Genomic DNA, 21,721 nt, shown 5'->3' on the forward strand with positions numbered 1-21,721 from the left:
GCATATGATGGCACCTATGAGCGACATACATTCGACAGAAGTCTCCCAGAACGTCATCCTGCCGCAGTCAAAAGACGCAATCTTTTTGACGTTGACCATCGCGCCGGGTCATGAGGGGGAGGTGGTGGACATCATCGGTGGCCTCGCGGGGCTCGTCAACGGCGTCGGCTTCCGCTGGCCCGAGGCTCACTTGAGCGCAGTGCTCGGCATCGGTGCCAAGATGTGGGATCGCCTCTTCACCGTGGAAAAGCCCGAAGGCCTCCACGAGTTCGTTGAACTGCAAAGAGAGAAGCACCACGCGCCGTCGACACCGGGCGACCTGTTCTTCCACATTCGTGCCGACGAATACGACGTCGCCTTCGAACTTGCGCGCCGCATCACGAAACAGCTCGGCGACGCCATCGAAGACTTCGATGAGACGCACGCCTTCCAGTACCAGGACTTCCGCGACCCACTCGGGTTTGTCGACGGCACCGAGTCCCCGCGTGGCCAAGACGGCATCGCAACGGCGATTATCCGCGAAGGAAAGTGGGCGGGTGGCAGCCACATCGTGCTGCAAAAGTACGTCCACGATCTGAAAGCCTGGGACGATTTGCCCGTCGAGGAGCAGGAGCGCGTCATCGGCCGAACGAAGCACGAAGACATCGAGTTCGACGACGACGCGAAACCGGCCAACAGCCACGTCGCTGTGAACTCGATCGAAGATGAAGACGGCGAATCGTTGGAGATCGTCCGCAACAACCTCACCTTCGGTGACGCAGCCGGCCAGCAGGGCACATTCTTTATGAGCTACGCAAAAGACGTCGCCATCACCGAGCGGATGCTGCGACGCATGTTCATCGGCGAGCCAGTTGGCAACTACGACAGAATCCTCGACTTTTCCACGGCACTCACCGGGTGCAACTTCTTTGCCCCGCCGAAGGCATTCATGGAAAACGTCGAGGATTACGTGAGGGACGAGCTGCGCTAGCCCACGAGTTGCTGCAGCTGCGGTGGTAGATACTGACGGATAGTAGGCCACGCCACCGCAGCGATTAAGCCCAGCCCGGCGAGCACACCAACCGTGATGAGTGCCGCCTTCGTCTTAGAACTGCCCTCCGAGGACATCAGGTTATCTTCGGCGTCCATGTCGTCGGTCTGCGGTGGGTTTGGTGTGACGTTGACGTCGACATCGTTTTGGTCGTGCGGGCGCATCGATTCAGGGTCAATACCGAAGAACGTGTCCAGGCCCTTGACGTTGAACTGCGTCGACATGTAGCGCTCGTTGGTGTTCGTGTTCCACTGCGAAATGACGACGTCGAGGTTCGCGATCGTGGAACCCGGTACGATGTACCCACCGTAAGGTTGGGAGAAATTCATCGGCGTCTGCTGAAAGTCCCAGTAGCCATTCTTGGCGATTGTCGCGACAGGCACGTCGTTCCAGCTTTGTGGCAGCGTATCCGAAATGCGGACCTCGACGGCGAGCGTGGCCTCGTTGAACATCACGAACACCCAGTGGTTGTCGATGAAGCGCAGGTTCATCTCGCCGGCCTTGATCTTGTTACCGTGCAGGATCGCGCCAGCTTCGTTGCCCCACTCGCCGGTGTTCGGATTAAACAGTTCCCAACTTGGCTGGTCGCCGATCTGGTCCTCGGTAAAGCGAGCCAGGTACACGTCGTGTTTGCGCTGGAAGCCCGACATCACTGCATAGATGTAGCCGTCCGGGCCCTTTTCCCAGGAAATGAGCTGGCCAAGTCCATTGAGGTAATGGTTGGGAGTGCGCCCAATGCTCTTCCACGTTTTCCCTTCATCGGTGGACTTCCATGTCTGTGTCTCGAGCACATTGCCGATGCCGCGGTTCCACATGCCTTGCATGTAGAGCGTGCCGTTGATGTTGATCACATCCGACGGGATGAGCGTTAGCTTGTCGCCTTCCTCGCGGTAGTAGTTGATCAGGCCGTATGCGTCACGGTGCCCCTTGAGCGGGCGAAGGATTTCGATCTGTCCGTTATTCATTCGCGCAACCACGCCAATGGGGCTGATCCAGTCGCCTTCCCCAAACTTTTTGCCGCGGAATGAGTCGCCGAAGATCATCGCGAATTCGTCACCGTTGAGCGGTGTCATGGCGCCCAAGTCGCCGGCCCCAATGCCGACATGTGCAGCCCACGGGCCGAGCACATCACCCATGATTTGGACGACGGTGCCATCTGGCATCTTCATCGGTTTTTGCTTTGGCTTCGTCGGAAGATCTTCAGGGCCATGCGGCCGGATCGTAGGCCAGGCAGGCAAAATCGAGTTCGCTTGTGCGTGTGCGACAGGAATCGAAAGACCGGTCGCAGCAAGAGCAAGAGTAGTGGCACAGGCGATAATTCGGGTCAAAGGCGGCAAAGGCATGGGGCTCCTGGGATGAAACGTCGTGAGGCAAAATATTCGACGTCCCCTTTCACCGCAGCAGGCTGTGGGGAAGTGGACGTCGATAATTATTGGGCGAATATTGGGTTAGTTCGAAGAATCGTTGCGCTGACCAAGACCCGAGTCCAGGCGCAGCAGTCCAGAACCATCATTGCCGACAAGTGTCAGCTGGTCAACAATCTCGGAAACCGTTGCCTCTTCGCTGATCTGCTCGTCGAGGAACCACGTGATGAGGGAGCGGGAATCGAAGTCCTTGACCTCATCGGCGATGCCAGCGATGTTTCGAATCATCGCGGAGACCTTGCGCTCGTGCTCAAGCGCCGCCTGGAACGCCGCCAGTGGGGAATCGATCGAAGGTGCGTCGAGGGCGACTGTGTGCAGGGTGACGTCGTGGCCGCGGTCGATCAGGTGGGTTGCGAACTTCTCCGCGTGGTCGCACTCCTCGTGGGCCTGCTCAGCGAACCAGGACGCGAAGCCTGGGAAGGACTGTGCCTCCATCGTGTATGCGAGCTGGCGGTACAGTAATGCCGCCTCGTATTCCGCAGTGACCTGCTCGTTCATTGCATCTTGCAATTTCTTGTCCATAGTCAAGCTCCTTTGAAGGTGTAGTTGAAAACTGATGTTACGGCGCTATTTTACGCCTGCGAGGCAAAAATGCATCAAAAGTAAGGGTATCCTAATCAATGACCTGGGGGTATGTCGATGGGGAACCTTCGCAAAATGGGCTATCCTTGCCGGTATGTCTCGTTTTAGTCCCTTAAATTGGCCGGTTGTGCGCCAGATACGCGGTGGTGACGCCTTCGCCCGAGGCGAAAACACCGAATCTGCGCGCAGCCAAGAAATGGAAGGCCGCATTGTAGAAGCGGACCGCGTTGTCAAGAGCGTGTGTCCGTACTGCGCTGTTGGCTGTGGCCAGCGCGTATATGTAAAAGACAATAAGGTCATTCAAATTGAAGGCGACCCGGATTCTCCGCACTCACGCGGACGCCTGTGCCCGAAGGGTGCAGCTTCCGAGCAGCTCGTCAACGCGGAAAACCGCGTGACCGACATTCTGTACCGAGCACCGCGCTCCAAGGAATGGGTCAAGCTTGACCGCGAAACCGCCATGGAAATGGTCGTCGACAGGTTCCTCGAAGCCCGTGAAAACGGCTGGCAGGACTTCGACGACAAGGGGCGCCCTGTGCGTCGAACCATGGGCATCGCAGGCCTGGGCGGCGCCGCGATGGATAACGAGGAAAACTACCTGATCAAGAAGCTGTGGACTGCAGCGGGCGCGGTGCAGGTAGAAAACCAAGCTCGTATATGACACTCTTCCACGGTTCCCAGTTTGGGATCCTCGTTTGGACGCGGTGGAGCGACCCAGCCACTGCAGGACATGGCGAATGCGGACTGCATTGTCATCCAAGGGTCAAACATGGCCGAAGCGCACCCAGTTGGGTTCCAGTGGGTCATGGAGGCGAAGGCGCGTGGTGCACGAATCATCCACGTTGACCCTCGATTCACGCGTACGTCGGCGATGGCGCATAAGCACATCCCGATTCGTGGTGGTACCGACATTATTCTGTTGGGTGCTGTCATCAACTACGTGCTGGAAAACAACCTGTACTTCGAGGAGTACGTCAAGGCATTCACCAACGCTTCGACGTTGATCAGTGAAGACTTCCAGGATACGGAGGACCTTGAGGGTCTGTTCTCTGGATACGACCCTGAAACGGGTGGCTACTCCAACGATTCGTGGCAGACGCGTAAGAAGTGGGATGCGCAGACTTCGTGGGACGTTGAGAAGGATGAAACCCTTCAGGATCCGCGAACAGTCTTCCAGATTTTGAAGCGCCACTACTCCCGCTACTCCCCGCAGGTTGTTGCTGAGTCGTGTGGTATTTCCGAGGAGGACTTCTACTTCCTCGCGAACTCGATTGCGGAGAACTCTGGCCGCGATCGCACCACCTGCTTCGCGTACGCGCTTGGCTGGACTCAGCACACGTTGGGCGCACAGTTCATCCGTACGTGTGCGATCCTGCAGACGCTGATGGGCAACATCGGCCGTCCGGGTTCGGGCATCATGGCGCTGCGTGGCCACGCATCGATTCAGGGCTCCACGGACGTGCCGACGCTGTTCCACATCCTGCCTGGCTACCTGCCGATGCCGCAGTCCACGCACCAGACGTGGGACGAGTACTTGGCAGCAGTGTCGAAGCGTGATCAGAAGGGCTTCTGGCAGACCGGCGACACCTTCGCTGTGTCGTTGATGAAGGCCTACTGGGGTGACGCCGCAACCGAGGAGAACAACTGGGGCATGGACCTCATGCCAAGGTTGACTGGTGCGCACTCGACGTACCACACGCTGCAGCTGATGAACCAGGGGCTTGTCGACGGCTACTTCGTCTTCGGCCAGAACCCTGCGGTTGCGCAGTCGAACGGTCGCATTCAGCGCATGGCGCTGACCAAGCTGAAGTGGCTCGTCGTACGTGATTTCTCTGAAATCGAAACGGCAACGTTCTGGAAGGACTCTCCAGAGGTGCAGTCCGGTGAGATTTCGCCGGAGGAGATCGACACTGAGGTGTTCCTCTTCCCAGCTGCGAACCACGTTGAGAAGGCAGGTACGTTTACCCAGACCTCGCGCGTGCTGCAGTGGCGCTACAAGGCCAAGGATGCGCCGGGCGATGCCGAGAGTGACCTCGAGTTCTTCTACGACTTGGGACTTCGCTTGAAGGAGCGAGTCAAGGACTCGACCGACCCGCGCGACGTGCCGTTGCAGAAGATCACCTGGGACTACGAGTGCGATGAGCACGGTGAGATTCTGCCGGAGTCGGTGCTGAAGGAGATCAACGGCTACTATCTCGACGGTCCTCGCAAGGGACAGCTTGTAGACAAGTTTGCGGATCTCAAGGCTGACGGCTCAACCTCCTCTGGTTGCTGGATTTACTGTGGTGTGTACGCTGACGACGTCAACCGTTCGGCGAACAAGCGCCCAGGCCAGGAGCAGAACGCGATGGCGTTGGAGTGGGGCTGGGCATGGCCAATGAACCGTCGCGTGCTCTACAACCGTGCTTCTGCGGATCCGGACGGCAAGCCATGGTCGGAGCGCAAGAAGCTGGTCTGGTGGAACGAGGACAAGGAGCTGTGGGAGTCCGACGATGTTGTGGACTTCCCGGTCAACCGCGCACCTGGGTTTAAGCCAGAGCGCGACGCGGTCGGTCCTGCAGCGCTTGCAGGCGACGATGCGTTCATCATGCAGACGGACGGCAAGGCCTGGCTGTTCGCGCCAACCGGAATGGTTGACGGCCCGATGCCGACGCACTACGAACCACAGGAGTCCCCGTTTGCGAACCCGCTGTACAAGCAGCAGCAGTCGCCGTCGCGAATTGTGATGCGTGGGGAGGACAACCTCTCGGCGCCGAACTTTGGCGAGCCGGGTGTTGGCGTGTTCCCGTACATGCTGAACACTTACCGTCTGACGGAGGCGTACACCTCTGGTTCGATGACGAGAAGCTTGCCGTTCTTGGCGGAGTTGCAGCCGGAGCTGTTCTGTGAGGTCTCGCATAAGCTGGCCGAAGCGGTCGGGCTCAAGAATGGTGACTGGGCGACGATCATCTCGCCGCGCAACGCCATCGAGGCGCGAGTGCTGGTCACGGAGCGCATGAAGACCCTGGTCATCGACGGTCATGAGTTCCAACAGATCGGTATGCCGTATCACTTCGGCGCAGGTTCCTACGCCGAGGTCGAAGGCGATGGACCGAACGACCTTTTGGGCATCATGCTGGACCCGAACGTCAACATCCAGGCGTCGAAGGTTTCCGCGGTTGATATCCGGCCGGGCCGACGCCCGCGCGGCGAGGACCGCATGAAGCTGGTGCGTGAGTACCAGCGCCGTGCGCGCCTGACGGAGGACACCGGTACCAAGCTGACCGACGAGTCGAAAGACGTCATCGTTGGTGAGCAGCTCGGTGACACAGAGGCGGCGAAGTACGACTCGACGAAGAAGAATATGGCGAACGGGGAAGGATAGGTTTTGACGATGAAAACGAAGAATCAGATCACCGAATCCCCAGCCAACATCGGGTACGAGAAGGAAGCTCGTAAGGCTTTCTTCACGGATACGTCGATTTGTATTGGCTGCAAGGCGTGTGAGGTTGCATGTAAAGAATGGAACCGAAACCCGCAGGACGGCTACAAGTTGTCTGGTAACTCCTACGACAACACCGGTTCGCTGAACGCGGACACGTGGCGCCACGTGGCGTTCATTGAGCAAGGCGAGGACCGGATTCTGCAGGCTCGTGAAGAGGGTGCAAAGCTCGTCGGGCTTGGAATGCCGAGCGTCAAGCCTGCCGAAGAGGCTTCCACCCGCGCGGTATTGCCGGATACACCGGATTTCCGCTGGCTGATGTCCTCCGACGTGTGCAAGCACTGCACGAACGCTGGTTGCTTGGACGTGTGCCCGACGGGTGCGTTGTTCCGCACCGAGCACGGCACCGTCGTCGTACAGGATGACGTCTGCAATGGCTGCGGTACCTGCGTTGCTGGCTGCCCGTTCGGCGTCATTGAGCGTCGTAGCGATGGTGGCGTTCGCAAGCGCAACGAGCGTTCCGGCAAGGGCGAGGACTTCACACCTGGTGAGAGCGCGCCGATTAAGAACATCGGGGTGGCCCAGAAGTGCACCATGTGCTTCGACCGCCTTCAGGTCGGCGAGCAGCCAGCATGTGCCAAAACCTGCCCGACGACGTCGATCAAGTACGGCACGTACGACGAAATGCTCGCGCTTGCGAAGGCGCGCGTGAAGGAACTGCACGCGCAGGGCATGACGGAAGCTCGCCTGTATGGCGCAAACCAGAACGACGGTGTAGGCGGTACAGGCTCAATCTTCCTGCTGCTGGATGCGCCAGAGGTCTACGGGCTTCCGCCAGACCCAGTGGTTCCAACGGCGAACTTGCCGGAGCTGGCGAAGCGCGGCGTCATTGCCGCAGCCGGAATGGTTGGCACTATTGCAGCCGCGGTCCTGATCGGAGGTAGGAAGTAAATGGCTGAGTTTGATAGCTACCGTCCACCGCAGGAGCCGCGTCGTCCGCGGCGACGTGATCAAGCGGAAGGCGAGCGCCCACGTGGCCCGAAGAAGCGTCGTGGCGAGGAGCTAATGGTGCCGGAGGCAAGCTTTGAGCACTTTGACTCCTACTACGGTAAGCCGATTGTGAAGTTCCCGCCGTGGGAGTGGCCGATTGGTGTCTACTTCTTCCTCGGCGGCCTCGCCGGAGGCTCCTCCTTGTTGGCCGTGGGAGCTGACGCGACAGGCAACAAGGAGCTGCGTCGCAACATGCGGATTAGTTCGATGGCTGCCGCCGCGGTGGGCTCCGGTTGCCTGGTGCTCGACCTTGGTCGCCCGGAGCGCTTGCTGAACATGTTCCGCGTGTTCAAGCTGTCGTCCCCGATGAGCGTTGGCTCTTGGTTGCTGGGTTCGTTCTCCGCGCTGCAGGGGCTTGCTATGCTTCCGGAGCTCGACGAGCTGACTGGCAAGAAGCTGCCGCTGCCAAGCCCGCTGCGCTCGTTTATTGAGTTCGCAGCGACCCCGGCTGGTATTGCTGGCGGTGTGCTTGCCTCGCCGCTCGCGGCGTACACCGCGGTGCTGATCGGCAACACGTCGGTGCCTGCATGGCAGGAGGCGGGCAAGAACCTACCGTTCGTGTTCGTATCATCTGCGACCGCAGCGACGGGTGGCATGGGCTTGCTCACCACTTCGACGGAGAATGCTGCTGTGCCGCGAGCACTCGGTGTCGTGGGCGCAGCCGCCGATGTAGCAGCGACGTCCTACATGACGAGCCAACTGGACGACGTCTCTAAGGAAGCGTTTTCCACGGGCAAGGCAGGCAAGCTTTTCAAGGCTTCCGAGGTTTGCCTCGCGGTTGGTGGCGTTGGCGCGCTGTTCAGTAAAAAGAGTCGAGTACTCGCAGGTATTTCGGGTGTCGCGTTGATGGCGGGTTCCTGCCTGACTCGTTTCGCGGTGCTCGAGGCCGGTAAGCAGTCCACCGAGGACCCGAAGTACGTCGTTGAACCGCAGCGGGAGCGCCTGCGCAAGCGCCGTGAAGCGGGCAAGGTTGATGACGGCATCACTACCGCCTAGCTGCGACTGGAGCTAACACACAACACTGCCCCTCTCACACACCGTGTTGGAGGGGCAGTGTTGTATTTCTAGTTTGGTATTTCGGCTACTTCACCTGAACGCGGCCGGTGCCTGCGACAGTTTCGCCGATGACGGGGTAGCCGGGGATCTCGCCGATGACGAGCAGCCCGCCGGAAGTCTGGGCGTCCGCAAGGAGCAGCAACTCGTCGCCGTCCAGATCGGAGTCGACGTTGGGGCGTACCCAGTCAAGGTTGCGCTTCGAGCCGCCAGGGATGTAGCCGGCCTCGAGCGTTTCACGGGCGCCGTCGATAAATGGGACCTTCGTGTGGTCGATGACGGCGTCGATCCCGGAAGCGCGTGCCATCTTGAACAAGTGGCCGAGGAGGCCGAAACCAGTGACGTCGGTAGCGGCTTTCACACCGGCGGCGACTGCCTTTTCGGAGGCTTCCTTGTTCAGCGTGGTCATTACTTCGATGGCCTGCGGGAAGACATCGCCGGTTGCCTTGTGGCGGTTGTTCAGTAGGCCAGAGCCGATCGGCTTGGTCAAGGTGATGGGCAGGCCGGCCTCTGCGGCGTCGTTGCGCATGAGCTTGGCCGGGTCCACGATGCCGGTGGCAGCCATGCCGTAGATCGGCTCGGGTGCGGTGATCGAGTGCCCGCCGGTCACGCTGATGCCGGCTGCGGTGGCGGCGTCCATGCCACCGTGCAGTACGTCGCGGATGAGCTCTGAGGGGAGGACATCCCGTGGCCAGGCGAGCAGGTTGATGGCGGTGATTGGGGTGCCGCCCATCGCGTAGACGTCTGAGAGCGCGTTGACGGCCGCGATCTTGCCCCAGGTGTAGGCGTCATCGCAGACCGGGGTGAAGAAGTCGGCTGTGGAGATGACGGCGAGGTCGTCGCGGACGTGAATCGCGGAGGCGTCGTCGCCGTCGTCGAGGCCAACGATCACGTTCGGGTCAGCGAATCCAACCAGTCCCTGGACGGCTTCTTCGAGCTCACCGGGTGGAATCTTGCACGCACACCCGCCACCGGATGCGTACTGGGTCAAACGAATCTTAGAATTATCAGCAGTCATACCCACATGGTAGCGTTGCTTTTCGGAGGCGTACGTGTCCTGGTGGCCACCCCAGTCTTCAAAACTGGTGAGGTCGAGCATCTCGGCCTGGCAGGTTCGATTCCTGTCCGTCTCCGCCAAAACGTTGTGTTGTTGTAAGGGGAAGCACATGAATGATCCTCGCCGTCGAATCCCTCGCACAGACGCACTGCTTGCGCTTGCAGCGCAGGAGCACACCGCGTTGGCGCCACACGCGCTTAAGGCGCTCGCAGGGAAGTTGCAGCAGCGCGCCCGCGACGGCGAGATCACCCCTGAAGAGGTCACCCCGGAGTTTCTCCACGCTTGTCGACGCCACCCCGGGTCCCTGACGCCAGTCCTCAACGCAACAGGCGTGGTTGTGCACACCAACATCGGCAGAGCACCGCTTGCCCCGCAGGCAATAGACGCGATGGTGGATGCTGCGCAATATGTGGATGTAGAGATGGACCTCGCAGCAGGCGTTCGATCCCGCGATAGAGGCAGGGCGGCCACGGATGCAATCCTGGCTGCATGTCCAGCGGCGGAGGACGCGCTGGTAGTAAATAATGGCGCAGCAGCGTTACTCCTTGCCGTGGCTACGTTCGCCGAGGGGCGTGACGTCGTTATCTCTCGCGGCGAACTTATCGAGATTGGGGCGGGGTTCCGCCTGCCTGAGCTCATTGAGAGCGCGCGAGTGTCTTTGGTTGAAGTCGGCGCGACAAACCGTACGCATCCTTTCGACTATGAGCGGGCGCTCGACAACGCGGGAGCGGTGCTGAAGGTGCATCCCTCGAACTACAGGGTGCACGGGTTTACCGCGGAGACCACTATCGCGCAGCTTCGCGAGCTTGTCCGGCCCCGCGGCTGCGCCCTGATCGCTGACATCGGCTCGGGCCTGCTTCACCCTGATCCGCTGCTGCCGGACGAGCCAGATGCCACCACAGCTTTGGGCGATGGCGCGGACGTGGTGCTGTTTTCCGGCGACAAACTACTTGGTGGGCCGCAGGCAGGCGTTATGGTCGGAACGAAGAACGCCATTGCGAAGCTGAAGCGGCACCCGCTGGCGCGCGCAGTGCGCATCGACAAGCTGCGCCTCGCGGCGCTGGAGGCAAGCCTGAACATCGCCAGCACACCAGTCCACGACTACCTACACGCAAACTCCGACCAGCTCAAAGCCCGCGCAGTAGCGATTGCAGCGGAGGTTGGAGGCAGTGTGGTTCCGCACGACGGCCGCGTTGGAGGAGGCGGCGCGCCGGGCTTCCCACTGCCCGGTTGGGCTGTTGCGCTTGATCAGTCGTTGGCAGCCCCGCTACGGGCAGGTACCCCGGTTGTGCTCGGACGTGTCCACGAGAATGAGTTGTTGATTGACTTGCGCTGCGTGCCACCCGAGCGCGACCACGAGATCGCAGCCGCGATTCGAGCGGCCCAAGGAAAGGACTGAGTGTTACGTGTTTGTAGTTGCGACAGCTGGCCACGTCGACCATGGAAAGTCCACCCTGGTCAAAGCGCTTACCGGAATGGAGCCGGACCGCTGGGATGAAGAGAAAGACCGGGGGCTCACGATCGACCTCGGGTTCGTGTGGACCAACGTCGATGGCGAAGACATCGCGTTCGTGGACGTCCCTGGGCACGAGCGCTTCATCGCGAACATGCTCGCGGGTGTTGGGCCAGTCACGGATGTCTTGTTTGTCGTCGCTGCGGACGAGGGCTGGATGCAGCAAACATTGGATCACCGGGACGCTATCGACGCGTTCGGCGTCCAGCACGGTGTTATCGCGATGACACGGGTGGATAAGGCGGATGCTGGGCGTCGACAAGCTGTGGCTGAAGAAACTCGCCGGAATGTCGCTGGTACCAGTATGGAGCGTTGGCCTGTTGTCGAAGTTTCTGCCAAGACGGGCGAGGGGGTTGAAGAACTCAGGAGCGCGCTTGTGACGATGCTGCGGCAACAGCCGACGGCGGACCCCGCCGGGCGAATCCGGATGTGGGTCGACAGGGCGTTTCACATCAAAGGCGCCGGCACCGTTGTTACGGGGACGCTCACCAACGGAACAATTCAACCTGGGCAGACGCTGACGCTACAGACCGCTGCAGGTCAACGCGAAGTCACCGTGCGTGGTATCCAGTCGGAGGACACCGCAGTTGAAGAAGCCAAGCCGACGATGCGCGTCGCGCTCAACCTTCGCGGAGTGAGCGTCGACGAAGTTTCGCGTAGCGCGGCGCTGTGCACGCCAGAGAAGTGGCACACGACCTCTGTGGTGGATGTGCGCCATACCCACGGGGCTGCACTGAACGACGTGCCGCAGGAGGTTGTGGTGCACGTCGGTACTGCAGGAGTCAGCGCGAAAGTGCGACCGTTCGGTGCAAAGCACGCCAGGCTCATCCTCGAGCACGACCTGGTGCTGAGCATCGGGGACCGGTTGGTGCTGCGAGGCTCCGGTGCGCAGCAAATTCTCGGCGGGGTAGAGGCTATCGACGTCGACCCGCCCGCCCTTCCCCGGCGCGGCGACGGGCGGAGGCGCTCGGCGCAGCTTGAGGAGCTGCCGGATATCAACGTGGAGATCGCCAGACGGGTGGCCGTGCGGCCAGAACTGTTGGCAAGCCTTGGATTTGAGGTCGGCGATAAGCCCCCGCAAGGTACCGTGGCGTTTGCCGGGTACTGGATTCGCGCGCAGCAGGTAATGGAGTGGAAAGACACGTTGCTGCAGGCATTGCAAGCACACCTTGCGGCGCATCCACTGTCGGCTGGGTTAGCTACTGGCGCGGCCGTGGAAGCTCTGCATCTGCCAGACGCGAAGCTGTTGCCGCTTGCTGTCGCCGCTGCGAAACTCAACACTCGCGACGGGTACGTCTGCAACACCTCCGAGGTCGATCTCGGGGAGGCAGAGCCAGGGGTCCAGAAACTCGAGGCGCAGCTTCTTGCCCATCCATTTAAGGCGCCCGAGGCGCGCGATCTCGAACGGCTCGGCCTGGGGGCGAAAGAGCTTGCGGCAGCGGAGCGGGCCGGAAGGATTCTACGACTCGGTGGCGGCGTAGTCGTTGCCGCAGATGCGATCACGCTTGCAACCGCGAGGCTGCGGGACTTGCCTCAGCCTTTCCGCACGACGGACGCGCGCCAGGCGCTCGAAACGACCCGCCGCGTTGCCATCCCGCTGCTCGAGCTTCTAGACGCACGCGGAATCACCCGCCAGATAGAGGCGGGTGTTCGAGTACTGACGTAGCAGCCTCGTTCGGCTGTTCTAGTGTTCGTGCTCGTCTGCGTCCGCGTCGGCCTTCGTCTCGTGGACAGTGCCAGGCTTATGCTCTGGAGCGGCGTAGATTGAGTACACCTTCGCCGGGGCGTCGGACTCGTTCACGAAGTTGTGCCACTGGCCAGCAGGAACGAACGCTGCGTCATCGTCGCCGATGACCTTGTCAACAGTCAGATTGTCTTCGGATGGGCCGATCATCGCGCGCAGCTTGCCGGATTCGACGCGAATGAACTGGTCGTGATCGTCGTGAATCTCTGCGCCAATCTCGCCACCTGCTGGGATGCTCATGACCGTCAGCTGAAGGTGCTTTCCGGTCCACAGAGTGTCACGAAATGCATCGTTATCAAGCGTTGCCTGCTCAATGTCGAACGTAACTGGGTTCGGCCCGTGGTCAGTGCGCAAAATCTTGGACATGATTCCTCCTCGCAAATAGGTTCGGTTTCACTCCACAGCATAGCGCGCTTTAGGGCTTGCGGTGCCGGCCTGCGTCTTGGCTGCGGCGCCGCCGTGCTTTTTGAACCTCGGTCAGGTAATCGCCGTCGTCGCTGCTAGGGGGCTCAGCAGTAGCTGTCTCAGCAAGTATCGACGCCTCTTCGTCCTCCACGACGTCGATGTCCACCAGCGGTGCAGGCTCAGCACCCTGAGTGTTCGTTCGCGGCCGGGTAGGAACTGCGGCACGGGAACGATCAACGGTGACAGCCCACGAGCCGTCGGGGAACTGAACCGTTTCAAATTGTTTCCCACCGTCCGGGCTAGAGTGCGTGAGGTCAGGCACGTGCAGCCACATCGGGTCTGCTGCGTCTGAATAATCAGCAATGTCGAGGGCCGCCATGCCATCCAAGAAAAATGCGCGGGCGACTACACATCCGTTGTCGGGCGAAGGGGCGTCGAGAAGCATGGCACGAACATCGTCAAGGTCAGCTGCCGAGACGCAGCCGAGCACGCGCTCACCCAACGTCACTACGACGTCGGCGTCACCCGCGGTTTGTAGTCCAACAAACCACTGGCCCGGCGCGAGACTTGCGAGCTGCTCTGCGCTGAACTCGCCCCGTTCCGTATCGATGATAGCCATGTCACCACTTGGCAGTACCAGGCTATGCAGACCTGCGTTGTTGCGCGGTACCGCCAGCTGGGGCGGCGGCAGAATTACATCAACAGCGAATTTGCCTTGCTCGGCGTCGAACTTGACCGCAGCTAAAGTCACCGGCAGGAGCTGAGACTTGTGGATCCGCTCCAGGTCGACATAGCGGGCCCTATCGAACTGAGAAATTTCTCCGACAATGCCATGGCCGAGCCTGCGCACCCGCCAGCTCTCCTCGACCGCGTTTGGCTCGAGCACTACCGGCACGTATGACGTGTGGCGCGTGCCGCCGAATTCAGCAAACAAAGGCGACTGCACGACGTCAACGACAGTCACCTCCTCGCCGGCGCCCCACGTCGATGGCGCAAGCGGGTACACGGGGAGAGAGAGTTCCACAGCGTCATACTCCTATCTGCATCCAAAAAGTCACAACCTCATTGCTGCGGCCAGCGCCGCGGGGCCTGTTCAACAGGCGGTGGGGGAGCAGCGCCAAACCATGCGATTACAACACCCGCGACCGTGACACACAAGATACCTAACACCAGATGGGGAGTGAGCACGTCACCACGAAACACCACGCCGAGAACCGTGCCCAGCACCGGCTCCATCGCGAACAACGTGCCGACAATCTGCGCCGATGTAAACCGTGCAGCCAGCGTGTCCGCCATATAGGGGATGACGACGCCAACGAAGCCCGCCAACGTCAGGAGCATCCAGCTATGCGCATCGAGCCTGACTGCATCATGAATTGAAAAAGGCAACGTAAGCAGAGCTGCGATCGTGATTGCGATTGCAAGCTCTCCCATTCCACCCGAGGACTTGCCCACCTTTTCCGCGAAGATTGTGTAGAGCGCGCAGAACGCGGCGCCGCACAACGCGAACACCACTCCCAGGGGATTGAGCCCCGACGAAGGCCCAGCAATCAATGCAACCCCGGCGAGAGCAACCAGCGCCCACAGCCGAATCCACCATTGCCGAATACCAAAAAATGTCACGCAGCACGGGCCCAAGAAATCGATAGTGATTGCAGCACCCAGGGGGATACGTGCGATAGCTGCGTACAAAAACTGATTCATCAGCGCGATCGACGCGCCGAAGATGAATGCCTGCTTCCACTGCTCTTTCGACATCTCACCAGGGTTCGGCCGAAAAAGTACGAGAAGAATAACGGCGCCCAGCAAGAAGCGCAGTGTTGAAATGCTGACGGTACTAGCGACGACGAACAGGGAAGCAGCTAGCAACGCGGAGACCTGATTGCCCAGGGACCCAACGAAGATAAGGCCAATGGGGCGAACCAACGTACGGGTCGAGCGCGCTGCCATGGAACCTCCCCCTTACCGGACGCGCCGAATCGCGGACACCACACCGACCACGATCAGGCCAACTACCAGGCCCGCGGTCAGAGAAATCCCAGTCTCCACGAACCAACCAAGGACACCGTTATGCACGGTGTTCACAGCGCGTTCGATCACCTCATGAATCACATGCAGTCCAAAGACCTCGTCGAGGCCACGAAGGATGAGGTGCCCGCCAACCCACAGCATCGCAACGGTGCCGATCACACCGATCGCCGAAAGCACAACGGGCATTGACTTCACCATCGCGCGCCCCAGCCCCGCTGCGCGATCGCGTTGGATCATCGCTCGGCCGATGTCATCGATCTTGACTAACAGCGCCACAGCGCCGTAGACCGCAAGGGTGATGAAAATGCCCACCGCAATGAGCACGGCAGCTTCCATCCAAATGGATTGATCCGCCACCTCGTCAAGGGAGATGATCATGATCTCCGCGCTCAAGATGAGGTCTGTTCGAATTGCGCTTTTCACGAGTGCATCTTCGTCCTGAGCAGTACGGTGTACGGCCGCATCTTCGTCAGCCTCAACATCACTGGTCAATTTGTGCACGATCTTCTCGGCGCCCTCGAAACATAAATATGTGCCACCAATCATCAAAATTGGCACCATTGCCCACGGCGCAAACGCGTTGAGCGCCAACGCGATCGGCAAAATGATGAGCAACTTGTTCCGTAGCGAACCTTTCGTGATCTTCCAGATCATTGGAAGTTCGCGCGCCGGGGTGACGCCGGAAACGTATTGGGGCGTGACGGCGGCGTCGTCGATGACGACACCTGCGGCTTTGGCAGACGTTTTCGCCGTGAGGGAAGCCACATCGTCTGCAGAAGAAGCTGCGGTTCTGGCGATGAGGGCGACGTCGTCAAAGAGGGCGAGGAGACCTCCGGCCATGTGTATTTCCCTTCCTAGGAATCGTTGCGGTGGGCGACCGAAAGTCTACACGGCGCTCTCTAGATACCTTTGTGCGCTCAAGGGCGAAGGAACTGTGAAAAGGCTGTCAGTAAGCACCCCCAAAAGTGTAGAACCATGTCAGAAACCTGAATTATTTACCATTGTCGCAATCTTATGTGGTGGAATAGAATGCATCTCATCGGGTGTGATGTAGTCCACTTGAATGAAGGTAATTGAAGCTAGCTAACAACAATCTGAAGGAGGCGCTGTGCGGACAGTAAAAGCTGCAGCGATCTTGGCGGTAGGAACCCTCACACTCGGATTGGCTGCGTGTGGTGGATCCGGCAACGATGAGGCTGCGAGCGGTCAGACTGAGTCGACCGGCGGCGACAACTATGTACTGGCATACGGCACCGAGCCACAGAACCCACTGATTCCGGGCAACACGAACGAGACTGGTGGCGGACGCATTATTGATGAGATCTTCTCGGGCCTCGTCTACTACGACACCGAGGGCAAGATCCACAACGACCTTGCAGAGTCCATCGACCTTGAGGGCGACACCCTCTACAAAGTCACGCTGAAAGACGGCGTGAAGTGGCAGGACGGAACTCCAGTTACGGCGAACGACTTTGTTGACGCATGGAACTACATCGTTGCGAATTCGCTGCTCGGCGAGAGCTTCTTTGAATCCATCAAGGGCTACGACCCAGAAGGCGTGCCAACCCTTGAGGGCCTCAACGTCATCGACGATAAGACCTTTACCATCGAGCTGAGCCAGCCTGAGGCGGATTTCCCAACCCGCCTTGGCTACTCCGCGTTCTTCCCAATGCACCCTTCGGCGTTCGAAGACATCGACGCCTACGGTGAGAACCCGATCTCCAACGGCCCATACAAGCTGGCGGAGTGGAACCACAACCAGGACGCAACCATCGTTCCGAATGAGGAGTACGCTGGCGACAAGAAGCCGCAGAACGATGGCGTGACTTTCGTCTTCTACGCACAGCAGGATGCTGCATATGCTGACCTGCTCGCGGGCAACCTGGACGTTCTCGACGCTATTCCAGATTCCGCATTCGCAAGCTACGAAACGGAATTGGGTGACCGCGCAGTAAACCAGCCTTCGGCAATCTTCCAGTCCTTCACCATTCCGGAGAACCTGGAGCACTTCAACGGTGAGGAAGGACAGCTGCGTCGTCAAGCTATCTCGATGGCGATCGACCGTGATGAAATCACGAAGACGATCTTCCAGGGCACCCGCACCCCGGCGACCGACTTCACCTCGCCAGTCATCCCTGGCCACTCTGATTCGCTCAACGGGGCAGAGGTACTCGAGTACAACCCAGAGGAAGCAAAGCGCCTGTGGGCTGAAGCAGACAAGATCAAACCATTCACCGGCGAGTTCTCCTTGTCCTACAACGCTGATGGCGGCCACCAGGCATGGGTCGATGCAGTTGCAAACTCCATCCGCAACACCCTTGGCATCGATGCAGTTGGCAACGCATACCCAGACTTCAAGTCCCTGCGTGATGACGTCACGAATAGGACCATCAAGGGCGCATTCCGTACCGGCTGGCAGGCAGACTACCCATCGCTGGGTAACTTCCTGAGCCCGCTGTACGCCTCCAATGGTGGTTCCAACGACGGTGACTACGCTAACCCTGAGGTGGACAACCTGCTGAAGGAAGCCGCTGCTGCGGGCGACGTCGAAGCCGCTACACCTATCTACAACAAGGTGCAGGAGCAGCTCCTGAAGGACTTGCCGGCAGTTCCGCTGTGGTACGCGAACGTCAACGGTGGCTCCTCGGAGAACGTTGAGAACGTCGCGTTCAACTGGAAGTCCGTTCCGGTGTACACGCAAATCACCAAGAAGTAACAAAACCCCTACGCTCTGACCCATCCCACCCCGCCTGCGTACAAGCATGCGGGGTGTTGGGTTTGGGTGCGTCCATAAGCTCATGTTCAAAACGAAGAATTAAGGAGAGCCTGCAACCATGTTGCGATATATCGGGCGACGGCTCCTTCAGATGATTCCCGTGTTCTTTGGGGCCACGCTGCTGCTCTATGCGCTGGTGTTCCTCATGCCCGGTGATCCTGTCCAGGCCCTCGGCGGCGATCGTGGCTTGACCGAGGCCGCGAGAGCGCGCATTGAAGCCGAATACAACCTCGATAAACCTTTCATCGTCCAGTACCTGCTCTATCTGAAGGGCATTATGGTTGGCGACTTCGGAAAGACATTCTCTGGCCAGCCCGTCGCCTCTGTGATGGCAAATGCGTTTCCGGTGACCATCAAGCTCGGCCTGATGGCGCTCGCGTTTGAGGCGTTCTTCGGCATTCTCTTCGGATTCTTCGCAGGAATCCGCCGCGGTGGAATTTTTGATTCGACCGTGCTGGTTGTGTCCCTGTTTGTAATCGCAGTGCCGTCCTTTGTCATCGGCTTCGTGCTGCAGTACCTCGTGGGCGTGCGGTGGGGCTTGCTCCCCGTGACAGTGGGCAGGAATGAGTCTTTCATTGCCTTGTTGATGCCGGCCGTCGTGCTGGGCGCCTTATCGTGCGCGTACGTGATTCGGTTGACCAGACAATCCATCAGCGATAACCTCCGCGCGGACTATGTGCGCACCGCACGTGCTAAGGGTCTGTCTAAGGGCACAGTGATGTCCCGCCACGTGCTGCGAAACTCCCTCATTCCAGTGGTGACGTTCTTGGGTGCTGACCTCGGTGCGCTCATGGGCGGTGCGATTGTGACAGAAGGCATCTTCGGCATCAACGGTGTCGGTGGCACGATTTACCAGGCCATCATTAAAGGTGAGCCCGCGACAGTCGTGTCCTTTACCACCGTGCTGGTGATCATCTACATCGTTGCCAACCTGATAGTTGACCTGCTCTACGCAGTACTTGACCCAAGGATCCGCTATGCATAACTCTCAAGATCTCACAGCAGCTGCCCGCGCTGGGCAGGAGTATTTCATCGCGGAAACGGACGAAACCGGACTCGGTGCTGTTGACGCAGTCCAGGACGAGTCCGCTCCTACAAGCCAGTGGGGCGAGGCCTGGCGCGCGTTGCGACGCCGTCCTCTGTTTTGGGTATCCGCACTCCTGATTTTGTTCGCCATTCTGCTTGCCTTGGTGCCGGGCCTGTTTACTAGCGTGGACCCGCGTGAGTGCATGTTGTCGCGCTCACTTGGCGCGCCGGAGTCCGGTCACCCGTTTGGCTTTGACCGTCAAGGCTGTGACATTTACGCTCGCACAATTTATGGTGCGCGGGCATCGGTCACAGTCGGTGTGCTTACTACGATCGTCGTGACGGTCCTAGGTTCACTGATCGGCGCGATCGCCGGTTTCTACGGCGGTATCTGGGACACCTTGCTGTCTCGCCTGACGGATATCTTCTTCGCTGTACCACTCGTGCTGGCAGCGATCGTGGTGATGTCCATGTTCCAGAACCAGCGCTCCATCTGGATGGTGGTGTTCGCGCTCTCTATGTTCGGTTGGACGCAGATCGCGAGAATCGCGCGCGGCGCGGTGATGGGTGTGAAAAACGACGAGTTTGTGACTGCCGCCCGCGCATTGGGTGCGAGTGACGTGCGGATTATCTTCTCGCATATCTTGCCCAACGCGGCAGCACCGATCATTGTGTACGCTACCGTCGCGCTGGGTACGTTCATCGTCGCAGAGGCAACGCTGTCGTTCCTCGGCATCGGTTTGCCGACGACAGTCGTGTCGTGGGGCGGCGATATTTCTGCCGCACAGGCATCCCTGAGGACCCAGCCCATGGTGCTGTTCTACCCTGCAATTGCTTTGGCACTGACAGTGCTGAGCTTCATCATGATGGGTGACGCCGTACGCGACGCCCTTGACCCTAAATCGAGGAAACGATGAGCGAGTTACAAGATCAACCGCTACTCGAGATAGCGGACCTGAAAGTTACATTCGAGTCAACTACCGGTGTTGTCGAAGCGGTGCGTGACTTCGACCTGACGGTGTATCCAGGCCAGTCGATCGCTATCGTGGGCGAGTCCGGGTCGGGAAAGTCCACTGCAGCGATGTCCATCCTGGGATTGTTGCCCGGAACAGGCAAGGTCACCAATGGTTCCATCAAGCTCAACGGTGAAGAGCTCACCGAGCTTGATGAGAAGGGGTGGCAGAAGGTTCGGGGTAACAAGATTGGTCTGGTGCCACAGGACCCGATGAGCAACCTCAATCCAGTGTGGAGGATTGGCACACAGGTAGAGGAGTCCCTCCGCGCAAACCATGTTGTGGAGGGCTCTGAACGTCACGCACGCGTCGTCCAACTGCTCGAGGAAGCGGGACTTCCAGAGGCCGAACGCCGCGCCAAACAGTACCCGCACGAGTTTTCGGGTGGTATGCGACAGCGTGCGCTCATCGCTATCGGTCTCGCGGCACGCCCAGAGTTGTTGATTGCCGACGAGCCAACATCCGCGTTGGATGTGACGGTGCAGAAGAAGATTCTCGACCACCTGGAGACGCTGACGGAGGAACTCGGCACAGCGCTGCTGTTCATCACGCACGACTTGGGACTGGCCGCCGAGCGCGCAGATCACCTGCTAGTCATGCACCGCGGACGCATCGTTGAAAAAGGCCCGAGCCTGCAGATTCTGCGCAACCCGCAGCACCCGTACACGAAGCGCCTCGTTACTGCCGCACCTTCCTTGGCATCCGCTCGTATCCAGAGCGCGAAAGCTCAGGGCATTGAGTCCAGCGAGGAGCTCGCCTCGGGACACCACGACTCCGAAGAAGTGGTGCTGAGCGTGCAGAACTTGGTGAAAGAGTTCGACGTCCGCGGGCAGAAGGGCAAGCAGAAGGTGCTTCGTGCTGTAGACGACGTCACGTTCGATGTTCGCCGTGGCACAACGCTTGCGCTCGTCGGTGAGTCCGGCTCCGGTAAGTCCACGGTGGCGAACATGGCGCTTCGCCTCTTGGAGCCAACGAGTGGCCGTGTCTTGTTTGAAGGACAAGATATCGCGAAGCTTAAAGGGCGCGAGTTGTTTGAAATGCGCCGCAAAATGCAGGTGGTGTTCCAGAATCCATATGGTTCGCTGGACCCGATGTATTCCATTTACCGCTGCATTGAGGAACCGTTGACGCTGCACAAGGTCGGTAACCGAAAGGAGCGCGAGGCGCGAGTCGCCGAGTTGCTTGATTTGGTGCAGATGCCGCGATCGGCGATGCGCCGATACCCGAATGAGCTATCCGGTGGCCAGCGCCAGCGCATCGCAATTGCACGCGCGATGGCATTGGGTCCGGAAGTGATTGTCCTCGACGAGGCTGTTTCGGCGTTGGACGTGCTCGTTCAAAACCAGATTCTCCAGTTGCTGACTCAGCTGCAGGAGGAGATGCGCCTTTCATATCTGTTCATCACTCACGACCTAGCGGTGGTTCGCCAGACTGCTGATGACATCGTGGTGATGCGGCAGGGTAAGGCAGTGGAGCAGGGCCGGGCCGATGACATCTTCGATAACCCTCAGGATCCGTATACACAGAACCTGATTAATTCGGTGCCTGGTCTCAACATTGAATTGGGAGTAGGAGAGTAGGTCCCACCTGCTGATT

17 protein-coding genes and 1 tRNA gene are annotated in these 21,721 nt (G+C 59.6%); 11 read left to right on the plus strand and 7 right to left on the minus strand.

All coding sequences use genetic code 11. The features are described 5' to 3' along the window. Positions 1–16: 16 nt before the first annotated feature. Positions 17–970: a Dyp-type peroxidase gene (locus tag BJP06_RS07115; protein ID WP_083433239.1), complete on the plus strand. Its 954-nt coding sequence runs from the start codon at positions 17–19 to the stop codon at positions 968–970. Here the strand turns inward: BJP06_RS07115 and BJP06_RS07120 are convergent. Continuing rightward, entirely contained in the window at positions 967–2,199 is a 1,233-nt protein-coding gene (locus tag BJP06_RS07120) for a DUF4185 domain-containing protein (RefSeq protein ID WP_070362718.1), read from the minus strand. The two genes, BJP06_RS07115 and BJP06_RS07120, sit on opposite strands and share 4 nt — an antisense overlap. A gap of 279 nt (positions 2,200–2,478) precedes the next feature. Continuing rightward, complete coding sequence (locus BJP06_RS07125; protein WP_071573325.1) at positions 2,479–2,976, minus strand: ferritin; 498 nt, start codon at positions 2,974–2,976, stop codon at positions 2,479–2,481. Positions 2,977–3,130: 154 nt separating this feature from the next. Here BJP06_RS07125 and fdnG point away from each other — a divergent pair, with 154 nt between their 5' ends. Genes fdnG through nrfD form a run of 3 tightly spaced genes read left to right on the plus strand, consistent with a single transcriptional unit; the run spans position 3,131 to position 8,503 of the window. Then, positions 3,131–6,400 carry a formate dehydrogenase-N subunit alpha gene (gene fdnG / locus BJP06_RS07135; protein WP_255365810.1) on the plus strand — a complete coding sequence of 1,090 codons (3,270 nt, stop codon included), beginning with the start codon at positions 3,131–3,133 and terminating at the stop codon, positions 6,398–6,400. A gap of 9 nt (positions 6,401–6,409) precedes the next feature. After that, positions 6,410–7,408, plus strand: coding sequence for a 4Fe-4S dicluster domain-containing protein (locus tag BJP06_RS07140; protein WP_070362714.1), 999 nt, complete (start codon positions 6,410–6,412; stop codon positions 7,406–7,408). Further along, positions 7,409–8,503 carry an NrfD/PsrC family molybdoenzyme membrane anchor subunit gene (gene nrfD, locus BJP06_RS07145; RefSeq protein WP_070362713.1) on the plus strand — a complete coding sequence of 365 codons (1,095 nt, stop codon included), beginning with the start codon at positions 7,409–7,411 and terminating at the stop codon, positions 8,501–8,503. An 85-nt stretch (positions 8,504–8,588) separates the two neighbouring features. Here the strand turns inward: nrfD and selD are convergent, their stop codons facing one another. Next, positions 8,589–9,578, minus strand: a complete 990-nt coding sequence (gene selD, locus BJP06_RS07150) for a selenide, water dikinase SelD (RefSeq protein WP_071573327.1) — start codon at positions 9,576–9,578, stop codon at positions 8,589–8,591. A 24-nt stretch (positions 9,579–9,602) separates the two neighbouring features. Between selD and BJP06_RS07155 the strand changes: the two genes are divergently transcribed. The 3 genes from BJP06_RS07155 (at position 9,603) to selB (ending at position 12,796) form a co-directional block, all read left to right on the plus strand. Further along, positions 9,603–9,697, plus strand: a tRNA-Sec gene (locus BJP06_RS07155). A 29-nt stretch (positions 9,698–9,726) separates the two neighbouring features. Continuing rightward, positions 9,727–11,016, plus strand: a complete 1,290-nt coding sequence (gene selA, locus BJP06_RS07160) for an L-seryl-tRNA(Sec) selenium transferase (protein ID WP_071573328.1) — start codon at positions 9,727–9,729, stop codon at positions 11,014–11,016. 7 nt (positions 11,017–11,023) lie between these two features. Then, on the plus strand, positions 11,024–12,796 hold the full coding sequence (gene selB / locus BJP06_RS07165) for a selenocysteine-specific translation elongation factor (protein WP_071573329.1): 1,773 nt from the start codon (positions 11,024–11,026) through the stop codon (positions 12,794–12,796). Between the two features lie 18 nt (positions 12,797–12,814). Here the strand turns inward: selB and BJP06_RS07170 are convergent, their stop codons facing one another. From BJP06_RS07170 to BJP06_RS07185, 4 genes are read right to left on the minus strand one after another with little or no spacing between them, the layout of a single operon-like run. Then, complete coding sequence (locus tag BJP06_RS07170) at positions 12,815–13,240, minus strand: cupin domain-containing protein (protein WP_071573330.1); 426 nt, start codon at positions 13,238–13,240, stop codon at positions 12,815–12,817. 49 nt (positions 13,241–13,289) lie between these two features. Then, positions 13,290–14,303 carry a hypothetical protein gene (locus tag BJP06_RS07175; RefSeq protein ID WP_071573331.1) on the minus strand — a complete coding sequence of 338 codons (1,014 nt, stop codon included), beginning with the start codon at positions 14,301–14,303 and terminating at the stop codon, positions 13,290–13,292. Between the two features lie 38 nt (positions 14,304–14,341). Then, on the minus strand, positions 14,342–15,229 hold the full coding sequence (locus BJP06_RS07180; protein WP_071573332.1) for a DMT family transporter: 888 nt from the start codon (positions 15,227–15,229) through the stop codon (positions 14,342–14,344). A 12-nt stretch (positions 15,230–15,241) separates the two neighbouring features. Next, positions 15,242–16,150: a DUF808 domain-containing protein gene (locus BJP06_RS07185; RefSeq protein ID WP_070362706.1), complete on the minus strand. Its 909-nt coding sequence runs from the start codon at positions 16,148–16,150 to the stop codon at positions 15,242–15,244. A 268-nt stretch (positions 16,151–16,418) separates the two neighbouring features. Between BJP06_RS07185 and BJP06_RS07190 the strand changes: the two genes are divergently transcribed. The 4 genes from BJP06_RS07190 (at position 16,419) to BJP06_RS07205 (ending at position 21,705) form a co-directional block, all read left to right on the plus strand. Next, complete coding sequence (locus tag BJP06_RS07190; RefSeq protein ID WP_070362705.1) at positions 16,419–18,026, plus strand: ABC transporter substrate-binding protein; 1,608 nt, start codon at positions 16,419–16,421, stop codon at positions 18,024–18,026. Positions 18,027–18,144: 118 nt separating this feature from the next. After that, positions 18,145–19,071 carry an ABC transporter permease gene (locus tag BJP06_RS07195; protein WP_070362704.1) on the plus strand — a complete coding sequence of 309 codons (927 nt, stop codon included), beginning with the start codon at positions 18,145–18,147 and terminating at the stop codon, positions 19,069–19,071. Further along, positions 19,064–20,029: an ABC transporter permease gene (locus tag BJP06_RS07200; RefSeq protein WP_083290976.1), complete on the plus strand. Its 966-nt coding sequence runs from the start codon at positions 19,064–19,066 to the stop codon at positions 20,027–20,029. The genes BJP06_RS07195 and BJP06_RS07200 overlap by 8 nt, the downstream gene beginning before the upstream one ends. Continuing rightward, positions 20,026–21,705 (plus strand): ABC transporter ATP-binding protein, encoded by a 1,680-nt coding sequence (locus BJP06_RS07205; RefSeq protein ID WP_070479428.1) that lies wholly within the window; start codon positions 20,026–20,028, stop codon positions 21,703–21,705. The genes BJP06_RS07200 and BJP06_RS07205 overlap by 4 nt, the downstream gene beginning before the upstream one ends. Positions 21,706–21,721: the final 16 nt, after the last annotated feature.

The sequence above is a fragment of the Corynebacterium sp. NML120713 genome, assembly GCF_001875735.1.
GTDB lineage: Bacteria > Actinomycetota > Actinomycetes > Mycobacteriales > Mycobacteriaceae > Corynebacterium > Corynebacterium pseudogenitalium.